The organism is Aeromonas sp. Y318-3, assembly GCF_027706185.1.
GTDB classification, from domain to species: domain Bacteria; phylum Pseudomonadota; class Gammaproteobacteria; order Enterobacterales; family Aeromonadaceae; genus Aeromonas; species Aeromonas veronii.
Genome location: NZ_JAPDCN010000001.1, coordinates 480,016 through 492,695, shown reverse-complemented (window position 1 = coordinate 492,695; position 12,680 = coordinate 480,016). Strand labels below are relative to the sequence as shown.

The following is a 12,680-nucleotide window of genomic DNA, read 5'->3' as shown; positions in this document are numbered from 1 at the left end:
GCTGGCAAATATGATCAGGATCAATGTTGAGGCGCTATGCACCCTGCAGCCCCGATTTGCCGATTTTTCATACGCCATGACAGGGTTCTCTTCCCCCCCGAAAAAGGGGGAGCGGCTCGGGGACCGCTGCAGGGGGCGAGTGACCACTTACCTGCCCCGTGCGTATGCAAAAAAATGCGTTAACCAGCCCTTTTTTGCTTGTCAAGGGGGCTGACCGAATGCACAATACGCCGCCAATAAAGGACCGATGTTCACTGCGACATCGGTTTTTGTATTTTTGAAGTGCAGTACAAACCCACCACAAGAGGCCGGAACGTTTCCGGAAGTGATATTCGAGATTGCCAAACAATCTCCCGACGTTGAGAGGATAACAATGGGGCGTTTTAATGCTTTCCTGCCGGTACAGCCCGGTATGCGCCTCCCCGGCGCCCTTGATGTACAGGCTTGCGAATCCATCGTATCCCTGCGCTCGTTGCAAGCACGTGCTGCGGCACTGATTGAGGAGAAAGCGTAATGGCATCGCAAAACGCCAAGCTGCTCAAGACCCTTACCCTGACACAAGTGATTGTGATGGGTCTGGCCTATCTGACCCCCATGGCTGTCTTCGACACCTTCGCCATCGTCGGTGACATCACCGATGGCCGGGTCGCCACCGCCTATCTGCTGGCTCTGGGTGGCATCCTGCTCACCGCTCTCAGCTACGGACATCTGGTACGCAAGTTCCCCTCTGCGGGCTCTGCCTATACCTATGCCCAGAAGGTGTTCAACCCCTACGTCGGTTTCATGGTCGGCTGGTCCTCCCTGCTCGACTACATGTTCATGCCGATGATCAACATCCTGCTGGCCAAGATCTACCTGACCGCCATGTTCCCGGGCGTTGAGCCCTGGGTGTTCATCTTCGGTCTGGTGACCGTGATGACCTTCCTCAACCTGCGCGGCATCAATCTGGTGGCCAACTTCAACGGTCTGATCGTGGTGATCCAGCTGGCCATCATCACCCTCTTTATCGGCCTGATGGCGTGGGGCATCTACCACGGTGAAGGGGCTGGCACCCTGATGAGCAGCCGTCCGTTCCACTTCGAGTCAGCACAGCTGGTGCCGCTCTTTACCGGTGCAACCATCCTCTGCTTCTCGTTCCTGGGCTTTGACGGTCTGAGCTCCCTCTCCGAAGAGACTCCGAACGCCGGCAAGGTGATCCCCAAAGCGATCGTGCTGACTGCCCTTATCGGCGGCATCATCTTCGTGGTGGTCTCCTACTGCCTGCAGCTCTACTTCCCGAGCCTCTCCCGCTTCCAGCATCCGGATGCGGTACTGCCGGAGATCGCCCTCTACGTTGGCGGCACCTTCTTCCAGTCCGTGGTGCTGGTCTGCACCACGGTCGCGGTACTGGCTTCCGGCATGGCGGCTCACGCCGGTGTGTCGCGCATCCTCTACGTGATGGGGCGTGACCGCATGATCCCGGAGCGGGTGTTTGGCTACATCCACCCGAAATACCGCACTCCGGCCATCAACGTGCTGATGGTGGGCGGTCTGGCCCTCTCCGCCGTGTCGTTTGATCTGGATACCGCGCTGGCGCTGGTCAACTTTGGCGCACTGGTGGCGTTCAGCTTCGTCAACCTGTCGGTGATCGGTCAGTTCTGGGTGCGCGAGAAACGCAACAAGACCCTCAAGGATCATGTCATCTACCTGTTGATGCCGCTGCTCGGTGCCGCCACCATCGGTGCTCTGTGGATCAACCTGGAGCAGAGCTCGCTGGAGCTGGGCCTGATCTGGGCTGGCCTCGGCGCAACCTATCTGTTCCTGCGTCTGGCGGTGTTCCGCATCCCGTTCCGTCAGTACGAAGAGGCGGCTGACGCCTGATCCTTTGCGGATAACGGATAGACAGAAGGGGAGCCATGGCTCCCCTTCTTGCTATTTGACTGGCTGAATATGGGGCTCGACTATTGCCACTCTCCCGCACTTGCTTGGTCGGCAAGGAACAGACAGGGTGGATGGCGCCACCAGCCATATTTCTCGCCATCCCCATCATCTATTGGCGAGCAAATCACCAAAGCAAGTCATAAAACCATCATAAAAGTGTCACCTTGTCATATTTCTGTCATTAACCACTGATTAAATGCGCGGGTCATCAACAACCCAAGACGGAACGACCGTCTCAAGAGGCTTTATGCAACACCATCACTCCTTGTCACAGCCGCCCGCGACCCGCGCCCTGTTCAACTGGATGAGTGTCATCGTACTGGTCTACCTGATCCTGGTTGCCGTGGGCGCCATCTCCCACGGCTTCAAAGATTTCTCCGGCGGCGCCGAGGGCGCAGCCCAGATCTTCGCCTTTGCCAACAACCCCTTTGTCGCCCTGCTGCTGGGTATTCTCGCTACCGCGCTGGTGCAATCCTCCAGCACCGTCACCTCGGTGATCGTCGGTCTGGTGGCTGGCGGCCTGCCCATCAGCATGGCCATCCCCATGGTCATGGGTGCCAACCTCGGTACCACCATCACCAACACCATCGTCTCCATGGGCCATGTGCGGGATCGCGCCGAGTTCCGCCGCGCCTTCGCCGCCGCCACCGTGCACGACTTTTTCAACCTGCTGGCGGTGTTCATCTTCCTGCCGCTGGAGCTGATGTTCGGCCTGCTGCAACACAGCGCCGAGTGGCTGGCCAACCTGCTGGTAGGCTCTGCCAACATGTCGATGAAGGGCATGGACTTCATGAAGCCGCTGACCGCACCGGCCCAGCAGCTGATTGACAGCGCCGTTGCCTTCCTGCCGGGCAAGGGTGCCGCCATCGCGACCATCATCATCGGTATCCTGCTGATCCTCGCTTGTGTCACTTATCTCGGCAAAGTGCTGCAACAGGTACTGGTTGGCCGCGCCAAAGAGGTGCTGCACAAGGCGCTGGGCCGTGGCCCGCTGACCGGCATCACCTCCGGTGCGCTGGTGACCATCATGGTGCAGTCCTCCTCCACCACCACCAGCCTGATGATCCCGCTGGCCGGCGGCGGCGTGTTCAGCACCCGTCAGCTCTACCCCTTCACTCTGGGGGCCAATATCGGGACCACCATCACCGCCCTGCTGGCTGCCACCGCCATCAGTGGAGCCGGTGCCCAGCTGGCCCTGACCATCGCGCTGGTCCACGTGCTGTTCAACCTCTTTGCCGTAGTCATCATCTATGGCATCCCCTTCCTGCGCGACCTGCCGGTGCGCGCCGCCGAGGGGCTGGCCCGGGTAGGCAGCGAGAACAAGCTGCTGGCTCTGGGTTATGTGACGGGTCTCTTCTTCGCCCTGCCCGCCCTGATGATGGTGGCCGCCAAGTAAGCGCCGCCGCCATGACAAGGGGCGAGTCACCGACTCGCCCCTTTTTGCGTCCAGCTCGCCGGGCTTTGCCTGCCCGCTCACATCCTCCCGCCCTGTGGCTCGCCATCAGGGGCGGTGCGCGATAAGATGACGCCCTCATTGCACTTTTTACATTTCATGGAACAGGAAAAACCGATGAAATTCATACTGATCGCGCTGCTCATCGCCGGTGTGGCCTACTACTTCTACTCCAGCAGCAACAACAAGAAGCTGGCGGCCGACAACGTGCGGATTGGCGCCGAGTTCCTCGCCAGCAACAAGGAGAAACCGCTGGTGACCACCACCGCCTCCGGCCTGCAGTACGAAGTGCTGACCCCGGGCACCGGCACCGTTCACCCCACCGCCACCAGCAAGGTGAAGGTGCACTACGAGGGCAAGCTGCTGGACGGCACCGTCTTTGATAGCTCGGTCGCCCGTGGCGAGCCCATCGAGTTTGGCCTCAATCAGGTGATCGCTGGCTGGACCGAAGGGGTGCAACTGATGGTGGAAGGTGAGAAGACCCGTTTCTACATCCCCGCCAACCTCGCTTACGGCGACCGTGCCGCAGGCAAAATCCCGCCGGGATCAGTCCTGATCTTCGACGTGGAGCTGTTGGGTATCCAGTAACCGCTCCGTCACGCTCCATCAACAACAAGGCCAGCATCATGCTGGCCTTGTTGCTATGGAAACCTCACTCCCCCTTGGCGATCCCTTCCCGGCGTGGATCCGCTGCGCCAAACCAGCCGCCAGCGTTGCGCTCAACCCCCTGCAGGCCGGAGGTCTGCTCGTTCAGCACCACCTCATGTCCCCTCGCCTTCAATCCCTCGACCACCGACATGGGGGTGCGTCCCGCCTCCAGCTCGGTGGGGCCGTTGCGGCTGCCAAAGTTGGGCAGGTTGATGGCCTGTTGCAGGTTCAGGCCCCAATCCTGGGTGCCGAGCAGGGTCTTGCCCACGTAGTTGATGATGGCGGAGCCCCCCGGCGAGCCCAGCGTCATGGTCAGCTCGCCGCTTGGCTTGTCAAACACCAGCAGGGGTGACATGGAGGAGCGGGGCCGCTTGCCCGGCTCCACCCGGTTTGCCACCGGCAGACCGGCGGCATCCACCGAGGTGAAGGAGAAATCGGTGAGCTGGTTGTTGAGCAGGTAGCCGTTGACCATCTGACGCGATCCGAAACCATCCTCGATGGAGCTGGTCATGGAGATGGCCATCCCCGCCTTGTCGACGATCGAGACATGGCTGGTAGAGGGGAGTTCGGGGGTCGCATCCTTGCCGCGCACCAGCGCCAGTGGCGGCGTACCGGGCTTGGCAATCCCCATGGAGTGCTGACCGACAAGCTTGCCGCGTTCGGCCAGATAGCCCTTGTCCAGCAGCCCCTTCACCGGCACGCTGACAAAATCGCTGTCGGCGACGTACTGGTTGCGATCGGCGAAGGCCAGACGCGCCGCTTCGCTGTAGAGGTGGATAGCCTCGCTGGAAGCAGCCTGTCCCCCCTCCTTCGTGGTGATCGGCTTGAGGGCCGCCATATCGCGGCTCTCCAGCATGCCGAAGATCTGGCCGAGTGCCAGGGTGCCGGATGAGGGAGTGGGGAAACCGCAGATCTTGCTCTGGCGATAGTCAAAGCAGAGGCCATCCCGCAGTTTGGCCTGATAGCTGGCCAGATCGGTGGCCGCCAGTACTCCGGGATTGGTGGGATGCTGGCGTACCTTGGCCACCATGGCATCCGCCAGCGGCCCCCGATAGAAGGCATCCGCCCCCTCTGTGGCCAGAGTGCGCAGCACCCTGGCCAGCGCCGGATTGGTCAGCAGGGTGCCCGCCGTTTTGGGGCTGCCATCCGTCTGATAGAAATAGGCACGCGCCTCCGGATCCCGTGCCAGATAGGGATCCTTGGCCAGCAATGTGGCCAGCCGTGGACTTATTACAAATCCTTGTTCTGCCAGCGTGATGGCGGGCTCGAACAGCGCAGCCCAGGACAGCTTGCCATAACGCTGATGGGCCAGTGCCAGAGCGCGCAGGGTGCCGGGAACGCCGACCGAGCGACCCCCGACCACCCCGTCATAAAACGCCAGCGGCTTGCCATCTTGCATAAACAGCTGGTCGGTGGCGGCAGCCGGCGCCGTCTCGCGGCCATCCACCGCACTCACCTTGTGGCCATCCCACACCAGCAGCAGCGTCCCGCCACCGATCCCGGAGGATTGCGGCTCCACCAGCGTCAACACCAGTTGCACCGCAATGGCGGCATCGACGGCACTGCCACCGGCCTTGATGATCTGGTAGCCCGCATCCACCGCCAGCGGGTTGGCGGCCGCCACCATGAAGTCATGGCCCTGCCAACCCTGTTTGTCGGTCCAGCCACTGGCCGCCTCCGGCGCGATCAGGGTCTGGGCTGGCGGGGTGTAGTGAAAGCCGTTGTCACTGGCACAACCGGCCAGCAGGGCAAGGGCGATAGCGAGCCCCAGAGGTTTGCGCAACATGACACTCTCCTTGTCTGTTTTATGACCATGAAGAGGGACTATGTCACGATTGGCGCTGGTAGCTCAAGTTATTGAACAAGATCAATATCTTACTCATCTATCAATAATGGCTATCCGTAACAGATATAAAAAAACCGCCCGAAGGCGGCTTTTACGATGGGATGGCAGAGGCCAAACAGGCGCAAGTCCGGTTAGATGGACTGCTCTTCGCCACCCAGGGCGGCAAACAGCGCCGGGATAAACTGGGACAGCTCGGCGGTGACCAGCGCGAAATCGGCATCCAGACGGGCGGCCGGATCTTCGCTGGTGACGTCGTCGTTCTGCTCGCGCAGCTCTTCGCTGAATTTCAGGCGCTTGATGGAGAGATCATCCCCCAGCACGAAGCTGACGGTCTCACCCCAGTTGAGGGCCAGCTTGGTCACCAGCTTGTCGTTGGCCAGGTGGTTCTTGATTTCATCCGTCATCAGATCCTGCTGCTTGCAGCGGATGATGCCGCCGTGCTCCATGGCACTGCGCAGCTCGGCTTCATCTTCCAGAGTGAAGGAGGCGGGCAGATTGCCCTCGTTCAACCACTCGGTCATGGTGATCTCCGGCGGGTTCTTGAGGGCCACCGGCACCACCGGCAGGGAGCCGATGGATTTGCGCAACAGTGCCAGCAGATCATCCGCCTTCTTGGCAGAACCTGCGTCCACCACCATCAAATTGTCGGCCGGATTGATCCAGGCGAAGGTCTGGCTGGTACGACTGAAGGCACGGGGCAGCAGGGTGTGGAGGATCTCCTCTTTCAGCGCCTCCTTCTCTTTCTTCTTGAGGGCACGTCCCTGTTCGAACTCGATCGCTTCTACCTTCTCGGCCAGCATCTCCTTGACCACGGTACCGGGCAGCATCTTCTCCTCTTTGCGGGCGCAGATGAGGATGTGACCGGAGGCAGAGTGAGTCAGGGTTGAGCCGAATTTGCCAAGGGGCTTGACCCACCCGAAACGGGAGATGTCCTGACTGCCGCAAGGGGTGAAGGCACAGGCTTCCAGCTGGGTTTCCAGCTGATCCACGGTCAGGTCAAAGGGGCGGGTAAAGCGATAAATCTGCAGGTTTTTAAACCACATGGCGTCCTCGGTCTCTAGATTGTCCGGCGGGCATTGTACTAGAGAGGCGCTTTGTGATCAGCCAATCATTCTCGCTAAATAAAGGGCGATCGACCTCACAGGGTCTCATTTATGTCACCAGTTTGTTCATCAAGTTCTCCTAGACTGCGAAAGTAAATTGTTAATAAGGATGAAGGTATGTTGCGGCCCAGTCGCCCGGAAGACATGGAAGAGATCGTCGAAATCTGGTTGCTGGCCTCCCTGCAGGCCCACGATTTCGTCGATGCCTCCTGCTGGTGGCAGGCCCAGGAGGATCTGCGTACCCGCTATCTCGATCGCGCCGCCATCTGGGTGTTCGAGGAGCGCGGCGATCTGCTCGGTTTCATGGCGATGGTGGACAACTATCTCGCCGCCCTGTTCGTACGCCCCGACCGTCAGGGCCGCGGCGTCGGCCACGCCCTGCTGCAGGAGGCCAAGCGTCAGGGGGCGTCGCTCCACGCCCGGGTCTTCGTCGAGAACGATCAGGCGGTGCGTTTCTATCGTCGCCACGGCTTCGTTATCGAGGCCGAGGAGTCCGATCCCCTTACCGGCCACCCCCAATACCGGATGTGCTGCGAACCCGCCTGAATCGATGCCAGCCCCCTGTTTTACTTGAAAAAAGCACGGGGCATCCTCATCTTGTCCTCATCGGGTGCCACAGGCACCGTCCCTGCAACCGGGCTGCTTTCCAATGAAAATCCTCCATACCGCCGATTGGCACCTTGGCCATCAACTCCATGGTCATGACCGCCGTTTTGAACACGATGCCTTTCTCGACTGGCTGAGCGACACCCTCAAGGCGCGCGAGATCGACGCCCTGCTGGTAGCAGGCGATCTGTTCGATACCGCCAATCCTCCCGCCAGCGCCTGGCAACAGCTCTACCGTTTTCTGGCGCGGCTGCGCGCCGAGCTGCCTCACCTCAACATGGTGCTGATCGGCGGCAACCACGACTCCCCCTCCAAGCTCGACGCCCCCCACGAGCTGCTGCGCGCCTTTGATCTGCATCTGGTGGGCAGCATCAGCCGCGACAGTGAGGGCAAGCTCGAGACCGACCGCCTGCTGGTACCGCTGCAAGACCGGGAGGGCAAGATCGCCGCCTGGTGCGCTGCCGTGCCGTTCCTGCGCAGCAGCGATCTGCGGGTAGAGTCGTTGGAAGAAGGACAAGACAGGCTGATCGAAGGGGTTCGACAGGTCTACGCCGAGGTGCTGACTGAAGGGCGCGCTCGCTGCGGTGAGGCGCTGCCACTGATTGCCATGGGCCACGCCTATCTGGCGGCGGGCCAGCTCTCGGAACTGTCAGAGCGGCGGGTGCTTGGCGGCAACCAGCACGCCCTGCCCGCCGAACTCTTTGCCGGTGCAGACTACACGGCGCTCGGCCACCTCCATCTGGCCCAGAGCCCGGCCGAGGGGGTGCACTACAGCGGTTCGCCACTACCGCTCTCACTTGCCGAAGCGAACTACAACCATCAGGTGCTGGAAGTGACCTTTGCAGAGGGGAAACTGACCGGATTGGAGCGGATCCCGGTGCCCCGCGCGGTGGAGATGATCCGCCTGCCCCGGAGCACCCTCGACGACGCGCTGAACGCCATCGCATCGCTCGAGCTGCCTGCTTGTCCACAAGAGGCACAACCCTTCCTCGAAGTGCGGCTGCTGCTGCCCAAGCCCGAGGCCCGCATCCGCGAGCGCATTCTGGCGGCCATCGCAGACAAACCGGTGCGTCTGGCCCGCATCAGCACCCAGTATCAGGGCTCGGGAGAAGGACTGGCCGATGGTCGCGAGCGGCGCAGGCTCGATGAGCTCTCCCCCACCGAGGTGTTTCGCCTCTGCTATCAGCGCCAGTTCGAGGGGGAACCCGAGGCCAAGTTGGTTGCCTCGTTTGAAGAGATCCTGGAGCAGGTGAAGGAGTCAAACCAATGAAAATCTTGTCTCTATCTGGTGAGAATCTGGCCAGTCTGACCGGCCCCTTCACCATCGACTTTACCAGGGGGGCGCTCGGCGCCGCCGGTCTGTTTGCCATCACCGGCAACACCGGCGCCGGCAAGAGCACCCTGCTCGACGCCATTTGTCTGGCCCTCTACGACGAGATGCCGCGCTTTATTGCCAATCGCAAGAACGTGGCCGAAGTGGGCCGCATGGATGACGAAGAGAAGCTCAAGGCCAACGACGTGCGTGGCATCCTCAGTCGCGGCCACGCCAGCGGCTTTGCCGAGGTGCAGTTTCGTGACTGCGATGGTCGCATCTGGCTGGCCCGCTGGGCGGTGCGCCGGGCGCGAAATCGCTCGGAGGGGCGTTTTCAGGCGCAGGAGCGCACCCTGACCGATGTGGAGTCAGGGCAGGTTTTCTCCGGCAGCAAACGGGAGCTGCAGGATCGCATCGACGAGCTGGTGGGTCTCTCCTGGGAGCAGTTCCGCCGCGCGGTGATCCTGCCGCAAGGGGAGTTTGCCGCCTTCCTCAAATCGGATGCCAACGAGCGCTCCGCTCTGCTCGAACGGATGACCGGCACCGAGCTCTACTCCGCCATCTCCATCCAGACCTATGAACGGGCGCGGGAAGAACAGCAGAAGCTGGCCACCATCGCCCAGCGCCTCGGCGACGTGGCGCTGATGGACGCGGCGACCCGCGAGCATTGGGTAAGTCAGCAGGTGAGCCTCTCCACCACCCTCAAGCACGAGCAGCAACAGCAGCTGCTGATGCAGGACTTGCGCGACCTCAATAGCCGCATTGCCGCCCAGCTGCAGGGCTGCGCCGAGGGGCAGGCGGCGCTCGATGCCGCCCTGCAGGCCCACGGCGCCGCGGCCCCCGAGCGCGAGGAGTTCGCTCGTGCCGAACAGGCCCAGGTGGCCCGCGCCGATCACGACGAGCTGGCCCGCCTCACCCTTGAGGTACAGCAGCAGGAGAAGCTGATCGCCGAGCTGGGGCCGGAGCTGGCCAAACTCGAGGAGCAGACCCAGCAGAGCGCGCTGACCGAACAGCAGTTGCTGGCGGAGAAGATCGCCGCCGAGCGGGAATGGGGTGCCCTGCAACCCGAACTCAAGCGGGCACAAGAGCTCGATACCCGCATCAGGGAGAAAGTGCAGCAGTTGCAGAAGATCCAGCAGGAGGGGGCACAGGAGCGAGAAGTGCAGCTCACCCTCGAGCAGGGCTGGCGCGAGCAGAGCCGACAGGTGGAGCTGCTCAAGCAGCAGCACCAGCAGTGGGGCCTTTGGCTCGAAGAGCACAAGGAGCTGGCACCGGTGGCCCGCCAGTGGCAGCCCCTGCTCAGCGCCATGCAGGATTGGGCCGAGGATGCCGACAAGCTGCAGCAACTGCTCACCCTGCGGGATCACAAGCTGCGCGCCCTGCAAAAGTTGCAGCGCCAGCTGGAGCAAGGCCAGCAAGAGCGCGACTACTGGCAACATGAACAAGCTCGGCTGCAACAGCAACAGAACGAGTTGCAGGAGCAGCAGTGGGAGAGCCGCCTCGCCAAGGCGCAGGAGCAGTGGCAGCAGCAAACCGAACAGCTGGGCCAGCTGCGCCAGCTGCTGGAGCTGGCCGATTATGGCCGCAACCACGGCGAGCAGCATACCCGCCTGCAGCAGGAGATTGCCCAGCTGGAGCAGGCGCTGGGCAAGCTCGCCACCCTTGGCGAAGAGCTGGTCCCCGCCCGCGAGCGGCTCGCCCTGCAGCGGGATGAGGCGCGCCACGCGCTGGAGCAGTCCCGCGCCATCGCCAGCTTCGAGCAGTATCGCCATATCCTGAGCGATGGCGAACCTTGCCCGCTGTGCGGTTCCGGGGAGCACCCCTACAGCCAGAGCCAGCCCCAAGTGGCCGGCATTCTCGGTCAGCTGGCAGAACGGGCCCGCAGCCTGGAACTGGAGTGGGAACGGCTCAATCATCAATACATCCAGTGCGAGAGCGAGCGTCAGGAGCTGGCCCGCCAGCTGGCGGTGCGTCAGCAACATCTGCCGGAGCTGGAAACCCGCGCCGGGCAGCTGACCCAGCGCTGGCAACAGCTGGGTGGCGATACCCTGCTCGGCCATCCGCTGCCGCTGCGCCAAAGCCCCATTGAGTGGAACGAGCTGATGAGCACATTGCTTGGCCGTGGACAGGCGCTGGAGCAGGGGTTGGCCCAGAGCCAGCAGCAGCTGCGTCAGGCCCAGCTTGGCCAACAACAGCTGCAAGGGGTGCGTCAACAACTAAGCCAACTGGCTGCCCAACACCAGCAGTTTGACCTGCAGTGGCAGGAGGCCGACCGCCAGCGCATCGCACTGGAAGGGGAAGTGAAGGGGATGGGTGAGCAGGAGGCGACCCTGCGCCAGCGCCTCGAACAGGGAGCCCACCGCCTCGACGAACAGATGGGCGGCCAACCGTGGCGCCAGTGGCTCGGCAGCCAGCAGTGGCACGAGTGGCAGCGAGCCTGCGAAGCCTGGCTGCATGGCCAGAGCGAGTGGGAGCGGCTGGCCAGCGAGATCGCCAGCCTCACCCCGGCACTAAGTGCGCAGGAGGCGCGCCTGCAGACCCAGCGCGAGCTGCTGCACAAACTTGAGCGGGACTACAAGGAGCACGAGCAGCAGCGGCAGGGGCTGCTCACCAGCCGCGCCGTCTGTCTGAATGGCGAGGAGATCCCGCTGGTCGAGAGCCGCTGGCAACAGCGGCTGCAACAGCTCGCCAGCGAACTGGAGCTGATGCAAAGCAGCGCCCGCGTTCTGCGGGAGCGGCAGACCGAACTCAAGACCCGCCTCACCCATGTGGAGCAGGAAAAGCAGACCAGCAGTCGCCGCAAGCGGGAGGTGCTGGGGCGCTGGGCTGCCCACGCCAGTACCCTCGGCATTGCCGAATACGACCTGCGCCGCCTGCTCGCCATCAGCCCCGATGAACTCAAGGCTCGCCGCACGGCCCTGCAAGGGCTGGAAGATGCCCTTGGCGAGGCGCGTACCCGCCTTGCCGAGCGGCAACGGGCGCTGGCACTGGAGGAGAGCAAGCGGGATCGCTATCGCGAGCACCACCCCGAGCTGGCCGCCCTGCCGGATGCAGAGCTTAGCGAGCAGCTGGCGGCACTCGATGCCCGCTGTCGCGCCCTTGAAGAGCAGCTGTTCGAGTGCAAGAGCAAGCTGGCACAGGCCGAAGCAGCCGCTCTCAAGGCAGGCAGCCTGCAACAGGAGCTGGCCGCCCAGCAGGCGGTGGCCGACCACTGGCAGCAGCTGTGCGATCTGATTGGGCAGGCCAACGGCGCCAAGTTCCGCACCTTTGCCCAGAGCCTCACCCTCGAGCGTCTGCTGCTGGAGGCCAACGCCCAGCTCGCCGAGCTCTCGCCCCGCTACCGGCTGGAACGGGTGCCCGGCACCGATCTGGCGCTGCAAGTGGTGGATCTCGACATGGGGGACGAGGTGCGCTCGGTGGACTCCCTCTCCGGTGGCGAGAGTTTTCTGGTGTCACTGGCGCTGGCGCTGGCCCTCTCCAGCCTCTCGTCACGGCAGACCCAGGTCGAGTCGCTGTTTATTGATGAAGGGTTTGGCACCCTGGATCCGGACAGTCTGGATCTGGCGCTCGCCAGCCTCGACTCCCTCCAAGCCGCCGGTCGCCAGATCGGGGTCATCTCCCACGTCCAGACCCTGGTGGAGCGGATCGGCGTGCAGATCAGGGTCGAAGCTCTCGGCGGCGGCGAGAGCCGGGTGGTGGTCCCCTGAGTAGCATCAGTTCCATCACCAATACCATCGGCTCCCCCCCACGCCGTAAACAACAAGACCCCGCCAATTGGCGGGGTCTTGTTGA

The 12,680-nt window shown here is 62.7% G+C and carries 9 protein-coding genes; 7 read left to right on the top strand and 2 right to left on the bottom strand.

Going from position 1 to position 12,680, the window contains the following annotated elements; all coding sequences use genetic code 11:
- Positions 1-247: 247 nt before the first annotated feature.
- From OKB77_RS02295 to OKB77_RS02280, 4 genes are all read left to right on the top strand, one after another.
- Positions 248-514 (top strand): hypothetical protein, encoded by a 267-nt coding sequence (locus tag OKB77_RS02295; RefSeq protein ID WP_021230505.1) that lies wholly within the window; start codon positions 248-250, stop codon positions 512-514.
- On the top strand, positions 514-1,860 hold the full coding sequence (locus OKB77_RS02290) for an APC family permease (RefSeq protein ID WP_064341208.1): 1,347 nt from the start codon (positions 514-516) through the stop codon (positions 1,858-1,860). Before OKB77_RS02295 ends, OKB77_RS02290 begins: the two co-directional genes overlap by 1 nt.
- A gap of 307 nt (positions 1,861-2,167) precedes the next feature.
- On the top strand, positions 2,168-3,316 hold the full coding sequence (locus OKB77_RS02285; RefSeq protein WP_005338243.1) for a sodium:phosphate symporter: 1,149 nt from the start codon (positions 2,168-2,170) through the stop codon (positions 3,314-3,316).
- A 174-nt stretch (positions 3,317-3,490) separates the two neighbouring features.
- Positions 3,491-3,961: an FKBP-type peptidyl-prolyl cis-trans isomerase gene (locus tag OKB77_RS02280; protein ID WP_005347462.1), complete on the top strand. Its 471-nt coding sequence runs from the start codon at positions 3,491-3,493 to the stop codon at positions 3,959-3,961.
- Positions 3,962-4,025: 64 nt separating this feature from the next.
- Here the strand turns inward: OKB77_RS02280 and ggt are convergent, their stop codons facing one another.
- Together ggt and rdgC are read right to left on the bottom strand one after the other, a co-directional pair.
- Complete coding sequence (gene ggt, locus OKB77_RS02275) at positions 4,026-5,807, bottom strand: gamma-glutamyltransferase (RefSeq protein ID WP_201952024.1); 1,782 nt, start codon at positions 5,805-5,807, stop codon at positions 4,026-4,028.
- A 191-nt stretch (positions 5,808-5,998) separates the two neighbouring features.
- The gene (gene rdgC / locus OKB77_RS02270) at positions 5,999-6,910 is read right to left on the bottom strand and encodes a recombination-associated protein RdgC (RefSeq protein ID WP_005347467.1); all 912 of its coding nucleotides are present in this window, start codon (positions 6,908-6,910) and stop codon (positions 5,999-6,001) included.
- 177 nt (positions 6,911-7,087) lie between these two features.
- Between rdgC and OKB77_RS02265 the strand changes: the two genes are divergently transcribed.
- From OKB77_RS02265 to OKB77_RS02255, 3 genes are all read left to right on the top strand, one after another.
- Positions 7,088-7,516, top strand: coding sequence for a GNAT family N-acetyltransferase (locus tag OKB77_RS02265; RefSeq protein WP_040065867.1), 429 nt, complete (start codon positions 7,088-7,090; stop codon positions 7,514-7,516).
- 103 nt (positions 7,517-7,619) lie between these two features.
- Positions 7,620-8,846 (top strand): exonuclease SbcCD subunit D C-terminal domain-containing protein, encoded by a 1,227-nt coding sequence (locus tag OKB77_RS02260; protein WP_201952027.1) that lies wholly within the window; start codon positions 7,620-7,622, stop codon positions 8,844-8,846.
- On the top strand, positions 8,843-12,595 hold the full coding sequence (locus OKB77_RS02255) for an AAA family ATPase (protein WP_201952029.1): 3,753 nt from the start codon (positions 8,843-8,845) through the stop codon (positions 12,593-12,595). Before OKB77_RS02260 ends, OKB77_RS02255 begins: the two co-directional genes overlap by 4 nt.
- The last annotated feature ends 85 nt before the right edge of the window (positions 12,596-12,680 follow it).